This window comes from Achromobacter sp. Bel, assembly GCF_012928505.1.
Taxonomy (GTDB): Bacteria; Pseudomonadota; Gammaproteobacteria; order Burkholderiales; family Burkholderiaceae_B; genus Achromobacter.
The window spans coordinates 1-21829 of record NZ_JABBJN010000077.1 but is presented as its reverse complement, the minus strand read 5'-3'; the positions used below and the strand labels follow the sequence as shown (position 1 = coordinate 21829).

The window sequence follows — 21829 nt, the reverse complement described above, 5'->3', positions numbered from 1 at the left end:
CCCGCGCTGCTGGCGCCTGCCGTATCCGGCGGCCTGGGGCTGGGCCTGCGCGAGGCCTGGATCGTGGCCGAAGCGGCGGGGCGGCACCTGTTGAGCCTGCCGCTGACGGCCAACATGGTCGTGTTGCCCACCTTGTGCGAAGCGGGCATCGACGGCGCGCCCGCGCAATGGGCGCGGACAATGATGGACGGCGGCGCCTATTTCGCCGACGCGGCCTTGCGCCCGGACGGGTCGGCCTTTTTCGAAGGCGCGGGCGAGGGCGTGCAGGCGCTGGCCGTCCGCAACGTCGGCCCGCAGGCGTTGCGGCTGGAACGGTATGCGCCGGCGCCCGGCGCGGCAGGGCTGGACCCGTCGATGCCAGTGGCGCAGGTGACACACCCCGAATTGCTGGAGCGCATCGATCTGCCTGTCGATGCCGGAACATGGCGGCGGTTGCGGACGCGGCTGTCTCTGCTGCGGTCGGCCGAACTTCTGGGGGCGGCGTCCGCCGCGCTGGATAGGGCGACCGCCTATGCGCGGGAACGCCGCCAATTCGATCGTGCCATCGGTGCCAATCAGGCGATCAAGCATCGCCTGGCCGACGACTGGATGGCGCTGGACGACGCGCGGCTTGCCGGTATGGCGGCGGCGTCGGCGCACGATGCCGGCGCTGCCTCGGCAGACCGCGACAGCCTGTACGTGCCCTTGCTGGCGGTGGAGGGCGGGCGCCGCGCCGCCCAGAACGCCATCCAGGTGCACGGCGCGATGGGCGTGACCTGGGAATGCGACGCGCACCTGTACCTGAAGCGCGTGCTGCGCTTGTCGGCCAGCCTGCATGGGCAGACGTCCTGCGCGGAACTGCTGGAATGCATCTGGGAGGGCGCCGCTGACGGGGCGGCCGCGTCCGCCCTACAATCCCGGCATGAATAAATCGAACTTCCCCTCTGAACTGGACCAGCCCACGCTGTCCGAAGTGGACGGCGTCCGCTATCTGCACTTCAATACCGAATGGGTCCAGGGCGCCATGCGCATCAAGAACCCGTCGGAGCTGGTGCTGGAATACACCGGCCAGATGATGGCCTGGCTGCTGTTCCTGGAACCGCCCAAGGAAGAGGCCATCGGCATGCTGGGCCTGGGCGCGGGGTCGCTCGTGCGGTTCTGCGTGAAGCACGCGCGCAGCCCCTTGCTGGCGGTGGAGTGGAACCCGCGCGTGACGGCGGCTTGCCACATGTTCTTCCGCCTGCCGGGCGAAAACCGGCTGACAGTCGAACACGCGGATGCCGGCGTCTGGGTGGCCGATCCCCTGAACGCAGGACGCTGCCCGGTGCTGATGGTCGACCTGTACGATGCCGCAGCCGAAGGGCCGGTGCGTGACAGTGTGAAGTTCTACCGCGATTGCCGGCGGGTGCTGGGCGATGTGGGCGTGCTGGCGGTGAACCTGTTCGGCCGCCATGACAGCTTCGGCAAGAACATCGACAACCTGTCCAAGGCGTTCGACGACCGCGTGGTGCTGCTGCCTGAAGTCGACGCGGGCAACCAGATCGTGCTGGCCTTTTCGGGGCCGAGTCTGGCGATCACGCCGGCCGAACTGCTGGAGCGGGCCGAGGTCGTGGAAGCCAAGTACGGCCTGCCGGCGCGCCGCTGGGCCCGCGCGCTGACCCGCCACGCCGTCGACGGCGTGCTGCATTTCTAAGGGCCTTGCGGGGCCGTCATCTGAAGGGGGGCGTCCGTGCCGGGCCGAACCCTGCTGTCCTATTAGGGTAGTCACGGATCGGGAAAGGGGTTTACCTTTTCCCCTGCCGGGATCTATCATGGGTTTGTTCATAATTATGAATTACGGTGTAGTCAGGCCGTTCCCCCCATGAGCCAACCTATCGTCCGTCAAGCCCTGTACCTGGAAGTCGCGGATCGGCTGCGCGCCATGATTCATGCGCGCGCGCTGACCAACGGCGAATGGATCGACGAGCTGCGGCTGGCGGGCGAGCTGGGCATTTCCCGCACCCCCTTGCGCGAAGCCTTGAAGGTGCTGGCCACCGAAGGGCTGGTGCGGCTGGAGCCGCGGCGCGGCTGCTTCGTCAACGAACTGTCCACGCAAGACCTGGAAGACATCTTCCCATTGATGGCGATGCTGGAAGGGCGTTGCGCCTTCGAGGCCGCGCGCAAGGCCAGCGACGCCGAACTGGCCGCGCTCGAGCCGCTGCACGCGGAGTTGGCGGGCCACGCCAAAGCGGGCCGCATCGATGCCTACTACCAGACCAACTACCTGATCCACGAGGCCGTGCAGGCCTTGTCCGGCAACCAGTGGCTGAACGACATGGTGGGCAATCTGCGCAAGGTGCTGAGCCTGTCGCGGCACCGCAGTCTGGCGCGGCCGGGGCGCATCGAACAATCCTGCGCCGAGCATCTGGCCATTTTCGCCGCGCTGAAGGCGCATGACAGCGACGCGGCGCAGGCGCTGGCGCACACCCATTTGATGCGGCAGCTGGAAGCGCTGCGCGCATTAGCCAATGAAGACGCCGCCGATCCGGCGTTATCCGATCCCATCGTCATCCAGGAGCCCGCCCATGTCCGTACCCGCCAATCTCGCGCCCGCGCGGGGCGCACGCACGCCTGAGCCCGAGGCTGAAGCGATCGACGCCGCCTCGGCCGCCGAAGGCGCCAGCCTGATGACGCGGCTGGGCCGCCTGTGGGAGCGCGGGCGCCTGCCCAGCGAATCCGAAGTGCGGCGCCTGTTCGAAGCGCGCCTGACGGATGTGGCCGCGAACAAGCTGGCGCGCCGCTGGTGCGAGCAATACAGCGTGGCCGATGGCAAGGACCGTCGGCTGATGCTGGCCGCGCTGGCGCAAGTCCGTGCCACGTATGCCGGCGACGGCGGCGAAGGCACGCGCCTGTTCAAGCGCTTCAACGCGCAGCCGCAAGGCCTGCGCTTCCTGGTGGAACTGCGCGCCGACATGCTGCGCTGGCGCAAGCAGGTCGCGGGCATCCAAAGCCTGGACAAAGAGCTGGAAGGCCTCTTGTCGGCCTGGTTCGACGTGGGCCTGCTGGAACTGCGTCCGCTGACCTGGGATTCGCCGGCGTCGCTGCTGGAAAAGCTGATCCTGTACGAAGCCGTGCATGAAATCACGTCGTGGGACGACCTGCGCCGCCGCGTCTCGCCTGACCGCCGCTGCTATGCCTACTTCCATCCGCAAATGCCCGGCGTGCCGCTGATTTTCGTGGAAGTGGCCTTCGCCAGCCAGATGGCCGACAACGTGCAGGTGCTGCTGGATAGCACCCTGCCGCCTCAGGACCTGGATAAAGCCCGCTGGGCGATCTTCTATTCCATTTCGAATACGCAGCCGGGCTTGAAGGGCATCAGCTTCGGCAACTTCCTGCTCAAGCGCGTGGTCGAGCAACTGCTGGATGAACTGCCCAAGCTGAAGTCCTTTGCCACCCTGTCGCCGATCCCGGGGTTTTCGGATTGGCTGGGCAAGCTGGACGCCGAAGCCGTCGAGGCCATCGTGCGTGAAGACAAGGCACGCGCCAAAGACCGCAAGCGCGAAGGCGTGCCGGACGGCCAGCGCTGGGTGTCGCGCCTGGCCAAGGCCGCCCAGGGCCGCGCACCCGACGTGGTCAAGCGCGCGGGTTTCCGCCTGGCGGCCAGCTATCTGCAGTCCATGAAAAACAGTTTGCCGCTGGATGCCGTGGCGCGATTCCACCTGGGCAACGGCGCGCGCATCGAACGCCTGAACTGGGCAGCCGATACCTCGCAGAAGGGCCTGAAGCAGTCATGCGGGCTGATGGTCAATTATCTGTACGACCTGGATGAACTGGATACCAATCTGGCCAAGCTGGGTGAAGGCAAGCCGCAAGTCAGCCGGAGCGTGGGCCGCGTGGCCTGACCGCCTGACACGCGGCGCCATCCATCAATAAGAAAGGGCAGGGGACATGACGGAAAACGTGACTGGCCGCGTGCGGCTGGAACGCGAAGGGGCGCTGGCCTGGGTGACGCTGTCGCACCCCGGCCGCCTGAACGCGATAACGGTGGGCATGTGGCGTGAACTGCAGGACGTGTTCAAGGCGCTTGCCGCCGACGACGCCTTGCGCTGCGTGATTGTGCGCGGCGAGGGCGGCAACTTCGCCGCCGGCGCGGACATCCGCGAGTTTCCCGTCCAGCGCGCGGACATGGCGGGCGTGCAGCGGTATCACCGCGAGATCCTGGCGCCGGCGCTGCAGGCCGTGGCCCAATGCCCGCATCCTGTCATCGCGCAAATCGAAGGCGTATGCGTGGGAGGCGGGCTGGAGATCGCCAGCCAATGCGACCTGCGCATCGCCGGTGCATCCGCGCGCTTCGGCGTGCCGATCAACCGCCTGGGTTTTCCCATGGCGCCGGATGAAATGCGCGGACTGTTGGCGCTGGCCGGGCGCGCAGCCACGCTGGCCATCCTGCTGGAAGGCCGCGTGTTCGGCGCCGAAGAGGCGCAGGGCCTGGGCCTGTTGACGCGCGTCGTGCCCGACGATCAGGTCGCCGAGGCCGCGCGCCGCAGCGCCGATCGCATTGCCCAGGGCGCGCCGCTGGCCGCCCGCATCAATAAACGCTTGTCCGCAAGGCTGGCCCAAGGCGGCGCCTTGACCGAGGACGAGTATCAGGATTATTTCTCCTATGCCGAAAGCCGGGACCACAAGGAGGGCGTGCGCGCCTTCCTGGCCGGCGTAGACCCTTCCTTTTCCGGAGACTGACCAAGGTGAGCAACGCCAACCTCTATGCTGTCCTGCAAGGCGGCTTTCCCAAAGACCGCAGCAAAGTCGCGCTGGAAACGCCCGACCTTGAATACACCTGGGACGACATCGACCGCGCCACCGCGTGCCTGGCCAACCTGCTGGCGTCGCTGGGCTTGCCGGAGGGCTCGCGCGTCGCGGTGCAAGTCGAAAAATCGCCCGAAGCGTTGCTGCTGTACCTGGCCACGCTGCGCGCCGGCCTGGTGTATCTGCCGTTGAACACCGCCTACCGCGAATCCGAGATCGAGTACTTCCTGGGCAATGCCGAGCCGGCCGTGGTGGTCTGCGCCAGCAAGAACCGCGACTGGGTGCAGCGCGCGGCCGACCGCGCCGGTTGCGCGCACGTCTACACGCTGGACGAGGACCGGACCGGCACGCTGCTCGCGGCCGCCGGCGGCTTGCCGCAAACCTTCAAGACCGCTGCCCGCAAGCCGGATGACCTGGCCGCTATCTTGTATACATCCGGCACCACCGGCCGCAGCAAGGGCGCGATGCTGTCGCACGGCAACCTGGCAGCCAACGCGCAGGTGCTGCACGAGTACTGGGGCTGGCGCGAAGACGACGTGCTGCTGCACATGCTGCCCATTTTCCATGTGCATGGCCTGTTCGTGGCCTCGCACGGTGCATTGCTTGCCGGCGCCAAGATGATCTGGCTGCCCAAGCTGGACGCCGACCAGGCGCTGCATTACCTGCCGCAAAGCACGGTGATGATGGGGGTGCCGACGTACTACGTGCGCCTCCTGGCGGATCCGCGCTTCGATCGCGCCGTGTGCGCCAAGATGCGCCTGTTCATCTCGGGCTCGGCCCCGCTGCTGGCCGAAACGTTTTCCGACTTCAAATCCCGCAGCGGCCACGCCATCCTGGAACGCTACGGTATGAGCGAGACGGTCATGCTGACGTCCAACCCCTACGATCCCAAGCTGGGTGAGCGCCTGGCCGGCACGGTCGGCCGCGCGCTGCCGGGCGTGCAGGTGCGCGTGGTGGACGATGCGGGCTTTTCGCTTCTGCCGGGTGAAATCGGCAACGTGCAGGTGCGCGGGCCCAACGTGTTCTCGGGCTACTGGCGCATGCCGGAAAAGACGCGCGAAGAATTCACGGAAGACGGCTGGTTCAAGACGGGCGACGTGGGCCGCTGGGGAGGGGAATCCGCGGGGCGCGACGTGCCGGCCGACTACCTGTCCATCGTGGGCCGCAGCAAGGACCTGATCATCTCGGGCGGCTTCAACGTCTACCCGAAAGAGATCGAGACCCTGATCGACGACATGCCCGGCGTGGCGGAATCGGCGGTCATCGGCGTGCCGCACGCGGACTTCGGCGAAGCCGTGGTGGCGGTGGTGGTGCCCAAGGACGGCGTGTCGCTGGACGCAGGCGCCATGCAGCTTGAGCTGAAGTCGCGCATCGCGAACTTCAAGGTGCCCAAGCGCGTGCATATCATCGATCAACTGCCGCGCAACACCATGGGCAAGGTACAAAAGAACGTGCTGCGCGAAACCTATAAGGCGCTTTGACGCCTGCCAGGATGCCGGTCCGGATGGGCCGGCATTTTTTTATTCAAGGAGGTCCATCCCCACCCAACGCAACGCCGTCCTGGCAGCTTCATTCCATAAGAATTTCAAGAGACGAGACGCACAAAACCGCGCCGTCCCCATGATGCAGCAAAGAGGAGACAACATGAAATATCGCACGACCGCCGCGGCGGTATTCGCCGTGGCCGCCTTGGGTTTCGGCGGTGTCGCCGCCGCGCAATGGCCCGAGCGCCCCATCACGCTGATCGTCCCGTTCCCCGCTGGGGGCGGCACCGACACGTTCGCCCGTCCGCTAGCCCAGCAACTGACCACGCAGCTGGGTCAGGCGGTGGTCATCGACAACAAGGGCGGCGCGGGCGGCACGGTGGGCGCGGGCGTGGCCGCCAAGGCCCGGCCCGATGGCTACACCTTCTTCATGGGCGGCGCGCACCATGCGCTGGCCCCGTCGCTCTATAAGAGCCTGAACTACAACATCCAGAAGGACTTCGTGCCCGTCGCCCTGGTGGCGCAGCCGCCGCAGGTGGTGGTCATCAACGCCACCAAGCTGCCGGTGAAGACCCTGCAGGAATTCATTGACTACGCCAAGAAGCATCCTGGCGAAATCAACTATGGCACAGCCGGCAAAGGCAGCACGCACCACCTGGCCGGCGAGCTCTTCGCCATGCAGACCGGCATCAAGCTGGTGGACGTGCCCTACCAGGGCGCGGGTCCGATGCTGTCGGCGCTGATCGGCGGCCAGGTGGACCTGGCGTTTGACGGCCTGGGTTCGTCGTCCGGCCATATCCGCGCGGGCGTGATCAAGCCGTTGGCGGTGGCCGCCACCGAGCGCTCGGCGTCCCTGCCCGATGTGCCGACCGCCGCCGAGGCCGGCGTGCCCAACTACGTCGTGTCGACCTGGTATGCCATCTGGGCGCCGGCCGGTACGCCGAAAGAGGCCGTCGACAAGATGGCCGTGGAAATCACCAAGGCCTTGAACACGCCGAAGCTCAAGGAAACCTGGGCCGGCAACGGCTCGTCGATCCCCACGCTGACGGGCGCCGATTTCGGCAAGTTCGTCGATAGCGAGGTGGATCGCTGGGCGAAAGTCGTGAAGGATTCCGGCGTCAAGCTGGATTGATGCACTCGCGGACCGGATTCCGATTACTATTGATAATCGTTATCATTGGTAAATCTGCTTTCCGGTCCGTCGAATGCCATGAATCAAAGCGGTTCCCCTGCGCCCGTCGAAGGGCTCTACATCCAGCACCAGTCCTGGTTGCGCGATTGGCTGCGCCGCAAGACGGGGTGCCCGTTCGACGCGGCCGACCTGACCCACGATACCTATCTGAAAGTGCTGGTGCGCGAGGACGATGCGCGGACATTGCGTGAGCCGCGCGCCTATCTAACGACGATCGCGCACGGGCTGATGGTCAACCTGTTTCGCCGCCGCGACATCGAACGGGCTTATCTGGACAGCCTGGCGCTGGTCCAGGACGCGTTTGCGCCGTCGCCCGAGCGCCGCGCGCTGGCGCTGGAAGCCCTGATCGAAATCGACCGCCTGCTTGACGGCCTGCCTGCCAAGGTACGCAAAGCGTTCCTGCTGGCGCAACTGGAAGGCCTGCGCCACGGAGAGATCGCCAAGCGCATGCAGGTGTCGGTCAGTTCGGTGCGCCAGTATCTGGCCCGCGCCATGCAGCATTGCCTGGCGGCCTGGTGAGCCGGCGCGCCACGGCCCAGGCCGAACTCCCTCCATCCGTCATCCGCGAAGCCAGCATCTGGTTCGTTCGCCTGGGCGCTGAAGAGGCGAACGCGGAAGATGGCGCCGCCTGTCGCCGCTGGGTCGAGGCGGATCCTCTGCACCGGCTGGCCTGGGACCGCGTGGAGATGCTGGGGCGTCATTTCGGCCAGGTCGAACCGCAGGCTGGCCTGGCGGTGCTGGACCGCGTGCCTTCGCGGGGCCGGCGCCAGGCATTGAAGGCCTTGTCGCTGGCGTTGGGCGTGGGCGGCGCGGCGGCGGCGGGCTTGCCGTGGCGGGCCTGGACGTCTGATTTCGGCACGGTGGTCGGCGAACGCCGCGACGCCACCCTGGCAGACGGCAGCGTGCTCACCCTGAACACCGACAGCGCAGCGGACGTGCGGTTCGACGCTGACCTGCGCCTGATCGTGCAGCGCCGGGGGGAATTGCATATCGCATCCCACGGGGACCCGCATGTCCCGCCCCGGCCGCTGGTGGTCGCCACGCCGATGGGCCGGGTCGTCGCGTTGGGCACCCGTTTCGTGGTGCGCTTGGGCGATGGCGAGGCCTGGGTGGCCGTGACCGAAGGCGCGGTCCGGATTGAACCCGCGGCGGGTGGCGCGGGCGCTGCCCGGGTCGTGGAGGCGGGCGCCGGCACGTATTTCGATGCACGCGCCGTGCAGGCCGCAAGGCCCGCGCCGCACGCCGACGCCTGGGTGCGGGGCGCGCTGTTCGCCGACGCGATGCGGTTGGACGCTTTCGCAGAGGAACTTGGCCGCTACCGCAAGGGCAGGCTCGCGTGCGATCCCTCGGTAGCAGGGCTGCGCATTTCGGGATCGTTCCCGCTGGGCGATACCGACCGCATCCTGGCCGCCGTCGAGCGTGCGTTGCCGGTGCAGGCGCGGCGGTACACCCGCTATTGGGTGGTGCTTGGCCCGCGAGGGTGAGCGCAAAGAATTTTGCGGACCGTTCTGTCACTTTTGCATTCTCGATTGGCATACGGGTGAAGCAACGAATGACTTCGCCTGGAACCCAACGATATGTCTCTGCCATTTTTCCCCTCTCACCCCGCCGCACCGGCGGGCCTGCGCGTCAAGGCGTTCGCTGCGCTGGTGCTGGCCGCGATGGCCGGCGCCGCGCTGTCGCCCACTCCGGCCCAGGCCCAATCCCCTGGCACCGCTACGGTCAGCCATGCCGTGAACGTGCCGGCCGGCGCGCTGGGCGCGGCACTGTCCAGCTTCGCCCAGCAGACGCAGGTGCTGTTGTCCTTCGACCCCGAGTTGGCCTCGGGCATGCAGACGGCCGGCCTGCACGGCGGCTACGGCGTGGACCAGGGTTTCGCCGCGCTGCTGGCGGGTACCGGCCTTGAGACGGTGCGCCGCGCGGACGGCGATTACCTGCTGCAGCGCGCCGGCGGCGCCCAGGCTGTCCAGCTTGCGCCGGTGGTGGTGTTGGGCGCCGGCGCCACGACCGAAGGCACCGGGCAGTACACGGCCGACTGGATGCGCTCGGCCAACGGCCTGGTGCTGTCGCAGCGCGAGACGCCGCAATCGACCAGCGTGCTGACTCGCCAGCAAATGGACGACCGGTCCATCACGTCGGTGCGCGACGTCATGGAAAACGCCACCGGCATGAACGTGCAGCAAGCCGAGTCCGAACGCCTGACGTATTACTCGCGCGGCTTTTCCATGGACACGTTCCAGTTCGACGGCGTGGTCAAGCCGCTGAACGGCCTCTACCAGTTCGGCGACAGCAATCTGGACCCGGTCATCTACGACCACGTCGAGATCATCCGCGGCGCGACCGGCCTGATGAGCGGCACCGGCAACCCTGGCGGTTCGGTGAACTTCATCCGCAAACGTCCCACGCGCGAATTCCAGGGCGACATCAAGCTGTCGGCCGGCACCGAAGACACCTACCGCGGCGAAGTCGACCTGTCCACGCCGTTCAATGAATCCGGTTCGGTGCGCGGGCGCATCGTCGGCGCCAAGGAGCGGCGCGGCGACACGATGGACCTCTACAAGAAAAAGCGCGATGTGCTGTACGGCATCATCGAGGTGGACGTGGCCGACGCCACCACGATCAGCGTGGGTGGCTCGGTGCAGCGCACGCGGCCCAGCGGCATCAGTTGGGGCGGCTTGCCCGCCCTGGACTCCAACGGCAAACCGATCGATTGGCCCAAGGGGCAGGCGATGGGCGCGAACTGGTCGCGCTGGGACACCGATTCGCACGAGTACTTCGCGCAGCTCGACCATGGATTCGCCAACGGCTGGAACGCGCGCCTGTCGTACACGCGCCTGGAAAACAAGTTCGATGCGCCGCTGCTGTTCACCTCGGACGTGCCGCTGACGATTGACGGCTTCTCGACGCCGCCGCTGCTGCGCAAGTTCGTGGGCGGCAGCGACCAGGACGTGGTCGGGGGCTCCATGGACGGCGATTTCGACGCTTTCGGGCGCCGCCATCAGTTCAACATGGGCTTTTCCCATTCCGTCATCAAGGCGTGGAACCAAAGCTGGGACACGTCCGACCAGGCGACCTATCCCATTCCCGACGTCAAGAACTGGACGGGCGACTGGCCCGCGCCGAACTGGGACATCCTGGCGCTGTCGCAGACCAATCGCAACGAGCAGACGGGCGTCTACGGCACGCTGCGCCTGGGCTTGACCGAGCGCCTGCACCTGTTGGCCGGCGCGCGTTGGACCCGCTGGGAATCCACCGAAACCAGCGGAGGCGTGACGGGCTATTCGCACACGTATTCCGAAATCACGCCATACGTGGGCGTGACCTATGACCTGAACGACACCTACACCGCGTACGCCAGCTACACCAACATCTTCCAGCCGCAGATGGTGAAGACGCAGACGTGGGACATGGCGGGGCCGGCATATGGCCACAACTACGAAGCGGGCCTGAAGGCGTCGTACCTGGACGGCCGCGTGAATGCGTCCGTGGCGGTATTCCAGACCGACCAGAAGGACGTCGCCGAGTACGGCGGCTACGATTATGCCCACGACGACGGCTGGTATTACATCCTGGACGGGACCCGCACGCGGGGGTTCGAAGCCGAAGTGGCCGGTGAAGTGCTGCCGGGCTGGAACGTGTTCCTGGGCTATACGTACCGCCAGTCCAAGGACAACACGGGCAAGAAAGTGCAGACCACCCAGCCGGAACAGCTGCTGAAACTGAGCACGGCGTACCGGCTGCCCGGCGCATGGAACAAGCTGACGGTGGGCGGCGGCGTGCGCTGGCAAAGCCAGACCAGCGCGCAGACCTACTATGGCCTGCAGTCCGGCTCCATTGTGCAAAAGCCCTATGCGCTGTTCGACCTGATGGCCCGGTACGATTTTTCGGACAAGACGCAGCTACAGCTGAACGTGCGCAACCTGGCCGACAAGAAGTACTACCGCTCGATGGGTTTCTACAACTCGGTCTTCTATGGCGAAGGCCGCGCCGCGCTGGTCACGCTGACCCAGCGCTTCTGAGGCGCCAGGCGTTCAGCGCCACTCGCTCGCCCCGCTAAGCCGGGTCAGCTGGTCATGCGTCAGCGTCAGGCTGGCGGCCTTGACCAGTTCGTCCAACTGGGCGACGGACGTGGCGCTGACGATGGGCGAGGTGATGCCGGGCTGCGCGATCTGCCAGGCCAACGCGGCCTGCGCGGGCGTACAGCCGGCGTCCTCGGCGACCTCGTCCAGCGCCTTCAGGATGCGCAAGCCCCGGTCGTTCAAGTAATTGTCGACAATCTTCTGGCCACGCGGGCTCTTGCTCACGTCGGCCGCGCTGCGGTACTTGCCGCTAAGGAATCCGCTGGCCAGCGCGTAGTAGTTGATCGTGCCCATCTGCTGCGTCTTCACCAGGCTCTGCAGGCCGGATTCGAAGGGCTCGCGGCTATACAGGTTGTACTCGGGCTGGATGCTCTCGTAGCGCGGCAGGTCGTGCCGTTCGGCGGTGATCAGCGCCTCGGACAAGCGCACGGCCGTGTAGTTCGACGCCCCGATGGCGCGCACCTTGCCGGCTTCGATGTGCTTGGCGTATTCGGCCAGCGTGTCGGTCAACGGCGTGTCGGGGTCGTCTTTGTGGGACTGGTACAGGTCGATATGATCCGTCTGCAGGCGGGTTAGCGAGGCTTCCAGCGCGCGGCGGATATACGCGGGCGCCAGGCCCTGCGCGTCGGGCCCCATCTCCATGCCGACTTTGGTCGCGATCAGCACGCGGTCCCGCTTGCCGGAGCGCTTGAGCCATTTGCCGATCAGCGTTTCGGATTCGCCACCCTGGTTGCCCGGGACCCAGCGCGAATAGACGTCGGCGGTGTCGATGAAGTTCAGGCCCGCGTCGACCAGGGCGTCCAGCAGCGAGTACGTGCCGGCCTCGTCGACGGTCCAGCCGAAGACGTTGCCGCCGAAGGTGAGGGGGGGAATTTGCAGGCCGGAACGGCCTAGAGCGCGTTTGATCATGGTGTGGCCTTTGAATGCGGCGGCGGGTCGCAGGGAAGGGCGGCCGCGCCGGTTTAGTATAGGGGGCGCCGCGTGCCCCAGCATGGCGCATGCGGTGTGCGGCATGCACCATTTCAGGGATTCCCCCCAAGTTATTTTGCTTGGCGGCAAGTTAGACTATACGGCTTTATGGTCAGCCAAACGGGCGGGAAACCGCCCACGCGGCCATAACTACGAAACCCCCACAACAACCCCAACGAACAACGACCAAGGGTTCAAGGAGCTTAATATGCTGATCGGAAAAAAACATTTTCTGACGGTGGGCGCCATGGCGCTGGCGATGGCTATCGCCGCGCCTGTGGCCGCGCAGCAGAAGTCGGTGGCGATCACCGCCATCGTCGAGCACCCGGCGCTGGACGCCGTGCGTGACGGCGTGCAAGATGCGCTCAAGCAAGCCGGCTATGAAGCGGGCAAGAACCTGAAGTGGCAGTACCAAAGCGCGCAGGGCAACAACGGCACCGCCGCGCAGATCGCCCGCAAGTTCGTGGGCGACAAGCCCGACGTCATCGTCGCCATCGCCACCCCGTCGGCGCAAGCCGTCGTGGCCGCCACCAAGGACGTGCCGGTGGTGTATTCCGCCGTCACCGACCCCGTCGCCGCCCAACTGGTCTCCAGCATGGACGCCTCCGGCACCAACGTGACCGGCGTGTCCGACCTGCTGGCGTTGGACAAGCAGGTCGACCTGATCAAGAAGATCGTCCCCACCGCCAAGCGCGTGGGCATGGTCTACAACCCGGGCGAGGCCAATTCGGTCGTGGTCGTGAAGAAACTCCAGGAAATCCTGCCCAAGTACGGCATGAGCCTGGTCGAGGCCGCCGCCCCGCGTTCGGTCGACGTGGCATCCGCCGCGCGCAGCCTGATCGGCAAGGTCGACGTCATCTACACCAACACCGACAACAACGTCGTGTCGGCCTACGAATCGCTGGTGAAGGTCGGCAACGACGCCAAGATCCCGCTGATCGCATCCGACACCGACAGCGTCAAGCGCGGCGGCATCGCCGCCCTGGGCATCAATTACCGCGACCTGGGCGTGCAGACGGGCAAGGTGGTCGTGCGCATCCTGAAGGGCGAAAAGCCCGGCGCGATCCCGTCGGAAACCATCTCGAAGCTTGAGCTGTACGTGAATCCGGGCGCTGCCGCCAAGCAAGGCGTGACCTTGTCGGACGCCATCGTCAAGTCGGCCGCGGTGGTCGTGAAGTAAAGCGGTTCTGCATGGACCCCGCCACGCCTATCCGGCGTGCGCGGGGTTTTTGTTAGGTTTTTTCGGTGTCTTGCCTTACCCCATGGTCTTCAGGGCGGCAGCGTTCACAAGATGCTCGCGGCCCGGCGCAGTCTGCTGGTCTTGAATTGCCCGGTGCCCCGCCATTGCGGCGCGCGCCGCGCCGGGCGTTTTTGCTCCCTGAACGGTCTTGTACGACTCCGCTTGCGGCATTGCCGGCACGCGTGGAGACGCTTTGGCAGGAAACAAGCGAAAATGGCGAGCCGGGAAACGTTTATTGCGAAAGCTGGGGTAAAACTGACCCCCAAACGCAAGAAATCCGACGTTTCAAGTCTTTAATATGCACCTTCCTTACCCTGATTGGATTTGACCCATGTCATTGTTCTCGTTGTTAGGCGCGTTGGAGATCGGGTTGATCTTCAGCCTGGTGGCCTTGGGCGTGTTTATCTCCTTTCGCCTGCTGCGCTTCCCCGACCTGACCGTTGACGGCAGCTTCCCGCTGGGCGGCGCCGTCTGTGCCACGCTGATCGCCTCGGGCACCGATCCGTTTTCGGCCACCATCATCGCCACGTTCGCGGGCGCGGCCGCGGGCCTGGTCACGGGTTGGCTGAACGTGAAGCTGAAGATCATGGATCTGCTGGCCAGTATCCTGATGATGATCGCGCTGTATTCGATCAACCTGCGCATCATGGGCAAACCCAACGTGCCGTTGATCACCGAACCCACCGTCTTCACGATCCTGCAGCCGGGCTGGATTTCCGACTACGTCGCCCGCCCGCTGATCCTGATCGTGATCGTGATCCTGGCCAAGCTGGCGCTGGACTGGTTCTTCGCCACGCAGACTGGCCTGGCGGTGCGCGCCACCGGCTCCAACGGCCGCATGGCCCGCGCGCAAGGCGTCAACACCGGCCGCATGATCCTGGGCGGCATGGCGCTGTCCAACGCGCTGGTTGCTCTGGCCGGCGCGCTGTTCGCGCAAACGCAAGGCGGCTCGGACATCTCGATGGGTATCGGCACCATCGTGATCGGCCTGGCCGCGGTGATCGTGGGCGAAAGCATTCTGCCGTCGCGCAAACTGGTGCTGGCGACGCTTGCCGTCATCATCGGCGCCATCGTCTACCGCTTCTTCATCGCCCTGGCGCTGAACAGCGATTTCATCGGCCTGAAGGCCCAGGACCTGAACCTCGTCACTGCGGTGCTGGTCACAGTCGCCCTGGTCATCCCGATGCTCAAGCGCCGCTTGGTCGGCAAGAAAAGTTGATGCCCACCCCCGAAGCGCCTGGGGCGCTGCCCCCTCAAGGGGGCGCCGCTGGCGGACCGGCAAAGCCGGCTCCGCGGCGACCCCGGTTTCGCTGCGCCGGCTTCATGCGGCGCGGGTGCTGCGACTGCACAATGGAGTAGTGAAATGTTGTCCGCAAAAGATCTGAAAATCACCTTCAACGCCGGCACGCCCATCGAAACCCGCGCCCTGCGCGGCATGTCGCTGGAGATTCCGTCGGGCCAATTCGTGACCGTGATCGGCTCCAACGGCGCCGGCAAGTCCACGTTTCTGAACGCCGTGTCGGGCGACCTGCCTGTCGATTCCGGCCGCATCGACATTAATGGCGTGGACGTCACGCGCCAACCCGTCTGGGCCCGCGCCGGCCGCGTGGCCCGCGTGTTCCAGGACCCCATGGCCGGCACCTGCGAAGACCTGACCATCGAAGAGAACATGGCGCTGGCGCAGATGCGCGGCGCGCGCCGCGGCTATGGCCGGGCGGTCAAGGCATCGATGAAGGACGGTTTCCGCGAACGCCTGTCGACGTTGGGCCTGGGGCTGGAAAACCGGCTGACGGACCGCATCGGCCTCTTGTCGGGCGGCCAGCGCCAGGCGGTCAGCTTGCTGATGGCGGCCTTGCAGCCTTCGCGTATCCTGCTGCTGGACGAGCACACCGCGGCGCTGGACCCGCGCACGGCCGACTTCGTGCTGCAGCTGACGGCCCGCATCGTCGCCGAAAACCAGCTGACTACCATGATGGTCACCCACAGCATGCGCCAGGCGCTGGATGTGGGCGACCGCACGGTCATGCTGCATCAAGGCCAGGTGGTGCTGGACGTGTCCGGCGACGAGCGCCGCGGCATGGACGTGCCGGACCTGCTGGCCATGTTCGAACGCGTGCGCGGCGAGAAGCTGTCGGACGACGCTTTGCTGCTGGGTTGATTCCGGCCTTGTCCTGAAGGCCATCGCGCGGCCCCTCGGTGCCGCGCGGGCCTTAGAGGAACCGGCCGGGCCGGAAGGCCCGGTAGCGGGATTGCGCTCCCTCGTCGAACATCAGTTCGCCCAGAATCTTCGCCGTGCCCGGCGCGGTGCTGAAGCCGATGTGCTGATGCCCCAGCGCCAGCCATAGCCCCGGATGGCGCGGCGATTCGCCGATCATCGGGCGGCTGTCCGGCAGCGTGGGGCGCCGCCCCAGCCAGGGGGCGGGATCCAGGCGTTCGCCCAGCGGGAAGGCTTCGCGCGCTCGCGACTCCGCCTGTGCCAATTGGTGGTCGGGCCGGGCGGGCGCGTCGCAATCGTCCAGTTCGACGCCGGTGGTCAGGCGCAGGCCGCGCGCCATGGGCGACAGCACATAGCCGCCGCCGGTGTCGTAGACGGGCCGGCTCACGCGGGCGCCATCCCTGCCACCGTAGTGCATGTGATACCCGCGTTCGAACGCCATGGGCAAGTCGATGCCCGTCGTCTTGAGCAGGCCTTTCGACCAGGGCCCCAGCGCCACGACCAGTCGATCCGCCGAGAGCGATTCGGAATCCCGGGATCCCTGCACCGTCCAGCGTTGGCCGTCGCGGCGGATGGCGGTGGCGGCGACGCGTTTGAACGTGCCGCCCGTCCGCAGGAACAGATCGGCATAGGCGGCAACCACCTCATGCGGGTCGTCGACGGAATACGACCCCTGGATCCACAGCGCCCGATGAAAGATCGGCGACAGCGCGGGCTCCATTTCCGTCAGCTCCGCGGGGCTCAGGATCTGGGTCGGGACCTGATGCCGGGCAAACGCCTTGCGGGCGAGGCCGCTGCCGTCCCAGGCCGCTTCACTGCGGTACAGGAACACCCATCCCGTATCGCGCAGGCGATGGCGCGCGCCGGCGGCGTCCAGCAGTTTCAGGTGTTCGGGCGCGGACAGCCGGATCAGGCTGTCCAGGGCCTCGACGGTTTCGCGGAAGACGGCCGGCCGGGCGTTCATCAGGAAACGCGCCGCCCAGCCCAGGTTCTTCGCCAGGTATCCCGGACGGTAGCGGAACTGGACCGTGTCGTTTTTCAGCAGGCGGGGCAGTTGCCGCCACAGGCCGGGATGGTTGAACGGCATCAGCGAGCTGCGCGCCAGCACGCCGGCGTTGCCCATCGATGTTTCCATGCCCGGATCCTGCTTGTCGACCAAGGTGACCGTCGCGCCGCGGCGCAACAGCTCCAGCGCGCAGCAGACGCCCACAATGCCCGCGCCCAAGACGATGACGTGCTTTCCCATGATTTTTTATTCGAAGCGCCAAGGCCGGGATTGTATTGCAGCGGATGCTGCCGCAGGTGGGAATTCGCCGCGTCGGCTGCGTTAGACCAGCGGCGGTTGTTGGCCCAGGATGCGGCCGGCCGCCACCACGCCCCACCACGAAGCCTCTTCGAAGACGGAATATCCCGATAAGTCCGCGTGCGCGAACAGGATCGGCCCGTCGACGTCCCGCAGCGCCGCGAGTCCCGGGTTGGACAGGTAGCCGCACAACGGGGAGGCCATCGCGTGGCCGCGCACCGTGATGTCGAGCTGGCGCGCATTGCGCCAGAACTCGCGGCCATAAGCGGCCACGAGGTCGGCGGCGGCCTCGTCGCGCAGGTCTCGCGGGCTGGCCGTGGCCAGCCATTGCCGCGCGGCGTTCGGCGTCTGTCCGCTTAGTGCGTGGTACGCGGTGAACACCGTGCGCGGAGACCGGGTGACGCGCAGTAACTGGTGCGTCGACACGACGTAGCCCAACGCCTGGCCCTGGTAGACCACGTTGTCCCAGGACAGGGGTTCGCCGGGTGCTTCCAGGGGATAGCCTTCCAGCACGAAGTTCGACACCAGCCACGGCGCATGCGACGAGGCATGCACGGCAGGGTCGTAGCCGTATGCGCGGATGTCCGGCAGGATGCGCTGGGCCACGAACAGCGGCATCGCGCAGACCGTGCGGCGGGATAGCAGCGTGTAGGCGCCGGGGGCGGCGCCAGCGGTCACGCAGGTCGTGAGCACGCCGCCGGGCATTTCGCTGACGCGCGCCGCCGTGCCCGGCAGCAGCCATCGCGTGTGTCCGAGCTTTTGGTTGATCGCCTCGCGCATGCGTTCCGTCAGCGCAGCCAGCCCGCCTGGCCAGGTCAGCACCGCGCCTTCGCCCGCATTGGCGGCGTGGCCGTCGCGGCTGGCGAAGTAGTGCAGGCCGGCCCAGGCCGACACCACGTCGTACTGCGCGCCGTAGTCGTCGCGGCAGCAGTAGTTCAGATACCAGTGCAAGGCTGCCGAGGTATAGCCTTCGCGTTCCAGCCACTGTTTGAACGTGATCGTATCCAGCACGCGCCACGCGGGGTCTTGCGACGACAACGCGATCGGAATGCTAAAGACCTTGCGGCCGTCATTGCCCGTCTGTGTGTGCAGCCGGTCGATCACCGCCAGGAACCGGCGGTGCTGCACCACGTCCGCGTCGGGCAAACCGGTCATGGGCAGCAGCGCGTCTTCCCAGCGCCCATTGCGCAGCAGGCGTTCTTGCGGCGAATGCACCAAAATGGACTCGTCGTAATACGGGCGCATTTCGCCCGCGCCGCGTTCGATGATGCCGAAGTCGGCCAGCATCTGGCGCACGTGGGTCGACGCCATGGACGGCAGCGGCAGATAGTGTGCGCCCAGCGGATAGTCCAGCTCGCCTTGCCGGCCGGCCGCCGCGTTGCCGGCGAATTCGGGGCCCTGGACCACGACGAAATCCGTGTGCCCCTCCCGCGCCAGCTTCCACGCACACGACAGACCGGCCACGCCGGCGCCCAGGATGGCGACGTCGTGCCGGTAGCTGGCGGACGGGACGGGCAGCGCCGCGCCGTCGCGCAAGGCGTGGCCGGCCTGCATGCCGGGGTAATGGATCTCCGGGGTGGTCTCGATGATGCGCGATCGGTAGTAGCCGGCCGTGCCCGCCACCGCCGCGGTCGCCGCGCCCAGCAGGAAGGTGCGGCGCTGCATCAGCGGATGACCTTGCGCCAGTCCTCGTCGAAATAGCGTACGAGCGACTGCTCATTCAGACGGTTGGGTGGCATCGCCAGGGCGGGCATGTCGGCCGGAAAGTGGAAGAGCTCGCGCGTGGTCGCCGGATCCAGATAGCGGGTGGGCACGGTGATCTGGTCGGGCGGCGCATAATCGCGCCGCTTGCTGGCCAGGATGAAGCCCCAGTCGCCGAAGGACGGCACATAGGCGTGGTACGGCCATGTGTTCAGCCCGGCCTCCTTCAGGGTGGCGTCCACGCTCCAGAACGAGCGGGGCGCGAAGTAGGGCGACGTGGACTGGACCACCATGTAGCCGTTTTCGGCCAGGTGGCGCGCCATCAGGTGGTAGACGGGCACCGAGTACAGCCGGCCCAGGCCGAAGTTGGACGGATCGGGAAAGTCCACCACGATGAAGTCGTAGACCTCGGCGTGGGTCTCCAGCCAGCGGCCGGCGTCGTCGTTGATGACAGTGACGCGCGGGTCCTTCAACGACCCCTGGTTTAGCTTGACCAGCGGTTCCGAGCGCGAGAACAGCCCGGTCATGGCGGGGTCCAGGTCCACCAGCGTGACGTGCTCGATGTTCTTGTATTTGAGGATTTCGCGCACGGCCAGGCCGTCGCCGCCGCCCAGCACCAGCACATTGCGCGCCCAGGGCAGCGTCTGCAGGCCGGGATGCACCAGCGATTCGTGGTAGCGATGTTCGTCGCGCGACGAGAATTGCAGGTTGTTGTTGATGTACAGGCGCAGGTCGTCGTGCCAGCGCGTGACCACCAGACGCTGATAGGGGGTGGTTTCGGCGTGCACCACGTCGTCGCCGTACAGGCCTTTTTCGGCCCAGGCCGTCATGGCGCTGGAATAGAGGAAGCCCAGCGCCAGGAAGCCGATCACCACGCAGGCGCGGATCGCCTTTTCGCCCGGGCGGCGGATCTCGGCGCGGAACAGCCAGGTGGTCCACAGCGCCACACTGGCGTTCATGATGCCGAACAGGAAGCTGGTGCGCAGCAGGCCCAGCTTGGGCGCCAGCAACAACGGGAAGATCAGGGACACGGCCAGCGCGCCCAGGTAGTCGAACGTCAGCACGCGGCTGACGATTTCGCGGAACTCGGCCTTGCGCTGGTTGAAGACGCGCATCACCAGCGGGATTTCCATGCCGACCATCAGGCCGATGACGAAGACCCCCACATACAGGGCGGCGCGAAAGGGGGCCGACAGCCAGGCGAACACCAGGAACAAGACGGCGGCGGAAACGCCTCCCAACAACGCGACCAGCAGTTCGACGTCGATAAACCGATTCAAAACGTCTTCGTCTTTTACATATTTTGACAACCACGAGCCGATGCCCATGGCGAACAAATAGCAGCCGATGACGGAAGAGAACTGAAGTATCGAATCGCCGAGTAAATAGCTGGCCAGCGCGCTGCTGATGAGCTCATAGCCCAAACCGCAGGAAGCAACGATCAATACCGATAGGATGAGAACGCGGTCGCGCATGAGGTGTCCGACACGAAAAATGCGTTCGCAGTATATCGAACGCCGCGTATATACTGCGCGCAATTGGGAGGGTGGCAATGGGAGAAGCGATGCATCCGGCGGTGACCTATCTGATCTATATCGTCTCGGCGCTTGTCATGCTGGGCATTTTCACCGCGGTTTACACCGCCGTGACGCGTTACAAGGAATTCGAACTGATCCGCGAAGGCAATATCGCCGCCGTGCTGTCTTACGGCGGCGCGCTGGTCGGTTTCAGCTTCACGCTGTGCTCCAGCATCGCCGTCCACGCCAGCTTCGTGATGTTCCTGGTCTGGGGCGTGGCCGCCATGGTGGTGCAGATCGTCGTGTACGTCGTGGTCGTCCAGACCATCCGCGGCATGAACGAAGCCATCGAACAGAACAATATCGCCATGGGCGGCCTGATCGGCGCGATCTCGCTGTCCGCCGGCGTCGTCAACGCCGCCTGCCTGACCTGAGGCAGGCGCGCCGCATCCGATCTGACACGGGAGGACTATCCATGAGTCTCGGTTCATTTATTCGCAAGCAGTTCATTGACATCCTGCAATGGAACGAGGATCGCGACGGCGTGCTCGCCTGGCGCCATCCGATGCAGGATTTCGAAATCCAGTACGGCGCCAGCCTGACCGTGCGCGAGTCGCAGATGGCGGTGTTCGTCAACGAAGGCAAGGTGGCTGACGTGTTCGGCCCCGGCATGTACAAGCTGACCACGCAGACGCTGCCGGTCCTGACGTACCTGAAGAACTGGGACAAGCTGTTCGAGTCGCCCTTCAAGTCGGACGTGATCTTCTTCAGCACGCGCCTGCAATTGGGCCGCCGCTGGGGCACGGCGCAGCCGGTGACCCTGCGCGACAGCGAATTCGGCATGGTGCGTCTGCGCGCCTTCGGCGTGTATTCCTATCAGATCACCGACCCCGCCAAGTTCTACCGCGAAATCAGCGGCACGCGCGACGAATACACCGTGGACGACCTGGAGGCGCAACTGCGCAACATGGTGGTCGCGGCGATGACGACGGCGCTGGGCGGCTCCAAGGTGCCGTTCCTGGATATCGCCGGGAACCAGGGGCTGATGTCGCAGAGCATCAGCGAACAACTGGCGCCGGTGTTCGACCGTTACGGCGTCAAGCTGGACAACTTCACGGTTGAAAACGTGTCGTTGCCCGAAGAGCTGCAAAAGGCGCTGGACACGCGGATCTCGATGGGCATGGCGGGCGACCTGGGCAAGTTCACCCAGTACCAGACGGCCACCTCGATCCCGCTGGCGGCGCAAAACGAAGGCGGCATCGCCGGCATCGGCGCAGGGCTGGCGGCCGGGGCCGCGCTGGGCCAGACGATGGCGGCCGGCCTGGGCGTAGGCCAGGGCCAGCCGGCCCAGCAAGCGCAGCCTGC

General features: G+C 66.2%; 19 protein-coding genes. 15 read left to right on the top strand and 4 right to left on the bottom strand.

Going from position 1 to position 21829, the window contains the following annotated elements; all coding sequences use genetic code 11:
• The 10 genes from HG262_RS28605 to HG262_RS28560 form a co-directional block, all read left to right on the top strand.
• Positions 1–909: acyl-CoA dehydrogenase family protein (locus HG262_RS28605; RefSeq protein WP_169274221.1), on the top strand; the 909-nt coding region annotated here is incomplete at its 5' end.
• Positions 902–1672: a spermidine synthase gene (locus tag HG262_RS28600; RefSeq protein ID WP_169274220.1), complete on the top strand. Its 771-nt coding sequence runs from the start codon at positions 902–904 to the stop codon at positions 1670–1672. The genes HG262_RS28605 and HG262_RS28600, both read left to right, overlap by 8 nt.
• Positions 1673–1840: 168 nt before the next feature.
• Positions 1841–2593 carry a GntR family transcriptional regulator gene (locus HG262_RS28595; RefSeq protein ID WP_169274219.1) on the top strand — a complete coding sequence of 251 codons (753 nt, stop codon included), beginning with the start codon at positions 1841–1843 and terminating at the stop codon, positions 2591–2593.
• Complete coding sequence (locus HG262_RS28590; protein ID WP_169274218.1) at positions 2544–3860, top strand: malonyl-CoA decarboxylase family protein; 1317 nt, start codon at positions 2544–2546, stop codon at positions 3858–3860. Before HG262_RS28595 ends, HG262_RS28590 begins: the two co-directional genes overlap by 50 nt.
• A gap of 46 nt (positions 3861–3906) precedes the next feature.
• Positions 3907–4698: an enoyl-CoA hydratase-related protein gene (locus HG262_RS28585; protein WP_169274217.1), complete on the top strand. Its 792-nt coding sequence runs from the start codon at positions 3907–3909 to the stop codon at positions 4696–4698.
• A gap of 5 nt (positions 4699–4703) precedes the next feature.
• Positions 4704–6245 carry a malonyl-CoA synthase gene (locus HG262_RS28580; RefSeq protein WP_169274216.1) on the top strand — a complete coding sequence of 514 codons (1542 nt, stop codon included), beginning with the start codon at positions 4704–4706 and terminating at the stop codon, positions 6243–6245.
• A gap of 163 nt (positions 6246–6408) precedes the next feature.
• Positions 6409–7380 carry a tripartite tricarboxylate transporter substrate binding protein gene (locus HG262_RS28575; protein WP_169274215.1) on the top strand — a complete coding sequence of 324 codons (972 nt, stop codon included), beginning with the start codon at positions 6409–6411 and terminating at the stop codon, positions 7378–7380.
• A 78-nt stretch (positions 7381–7458) separates the two neighbouring features.
• Positions 7459–7959: a sigma-70 family RNA polymerase sigma factor gene (locus HG262_RS28570; protein WP_169274214.1), complete on the top strand. Its 501-nt coding sequence runs from the start codon at positions 7459–7461 to the stop codon at positions 7957–7959.
• Positions 7956–8924: a FecR domain-containing protein gene (locus HG262_RS28565; RefSeq protein WP_169274213.1), complete on the top strand. Its 969-nt coding sequence runs from the start codon at positions 7956–7958 to the stop codon at positions 8922–8924. Before HG262_RS28570 ends, HG262_RS28565 begins: the two co-directional genes overlap by 4 nt.
• A gap of 93 nt (positions 8925–9017) precedes the next feature.
• Positions 9018–11459, top strand: coding sequence for a TonB-dependent receptor (locus HG262_RS28560; protein WP_169274212.1), 2442 nt, complete (start codon positions 9018–9020; stop codon positions 11457–11459).
• Positions 11460–11471: 12 nt separating this feature from the next.
• Here HG262_RS28560 and HG262_RS28555 read toward each other — a convergent pair whose 3' ends face one another.
• Positions 11472–12428: an aldo/keto reductase gene (locus HG262_RS28555; RefSeq protein WP_169274211.1), complete on the bottom strand. Its 957-nt coding sequence runs from the start codon at positions 12426–12428 to the stop codon at positions 11472–11474.
• A gap of 268 nt (positions 12429–12696) precedes the next feature.
• Here HG262_RS28555 and HG262_RS28550 point away from each other — a divergent pair, with 268 nt between their 5' ends.
• From HG262_RS28550 to HG262_RS28540, 3 genes are all read left to right on the top strand, one after another.
• The gene (locus tag HG262_RS28550; protein WP_169274210.1) at positions 12697–13668 is read left to right on the top strand and encodes an ABC transporter substrate-binding protein; all 972 of its coding nucleotides are present in this window, start codon (positions 12697–12699) and stop codon (positions 13666–13668) included.
• 391 nt (positions 13669–14059) lie between these two features.
• A complete protein-coding gene (locus tag HG262_RS28545) occupies positions 14060–14947 on the top strand; it encodes an ABC transporter permease (RefSeq protein WP_088588999.1) in 888 nt (295 codons plus the stop codon).
• 144 nt (positions 14948–15091) lie between these two features.
• Positions 15092–15886, top strand: a complete 795-nt coding sequence (locus HG262_RS28540) for an ABC transporter ATP-binding protein (RefSeq protein ID WP_006225651.1) — start codon at positions 15092–15094, stop codon at positions 15884–15886.
• A 52-nt stretch (positions 15887–15938) separates the two neighbouring features.
• Here the strand turns inward: HG262_RS28540 and HG262_RS28535 are convergent, their stop codons facing one another.
• The 3 genes from HG262_RS28535 to HG262_RS28525 form a co-directional block, all read right to left on the bottom strand.
• Positions 15939–17189 (bottom strand): FAD-dependent oxidoreductase, encoded by a 1251-nt coding sequence (locus HG262_RS28535; RefSeq protein WP_169274209.1) that lies wholly within the window; start codon positions 17187–17189, stop codon positions 15939–15941.
• 81 nt (positions 17190–17270) lie between these two features.
• Positions 17271–18911 (bottom strand): NAD(P)/FAD-dependent oxidoreductase, encoded by a 1641-nt coding sequence (locus tag HG262_RS28530; protein ID WP_169274208.1) that lies wholly within the window; start codon positions 18909–18911, stop codon positions 17271–17273.
• On the bottom strand, positions 18911–20422 hold the full coding sequence (locus tag HG262_RS28525; protein WP_169274207.1) for a polyamine aminopropyltransferase: 1512 nt from the start codon (positions 20420–20422) through the stop codon (positions 18911–18913). Before HG262_RS28525 ends, HG262_RS28530 begins: the two co-directional genes overlap by 1 nt.
• A gap of 89 nt (positions 20423–20511) precedes the next feature.
• Between HG262_RS28525 and HG262_RS28520 the strand changes: the two genes are divergently transcribed.
• The gene (locus HG262_RS28520; RefSeq protein WP_169274222.1) at positions 20512–20898 is read left to right on the top strand and encodes a DUF350 domain-containing protein; all 387 of its coding nucleotides are present in this window, start codon (positions 20512–20514) and stop codon (positions 20896–20898) included.
• Between the two features lie 41 nt (positions 20899–20939).
• A partial coding sequence (locus HG262_RS28515; protein ID WP_169274206.1) for an SPFH domain-containing protein occupies positions 20940–21829 on the top strand: 890 nt, incomplete at its 3' end.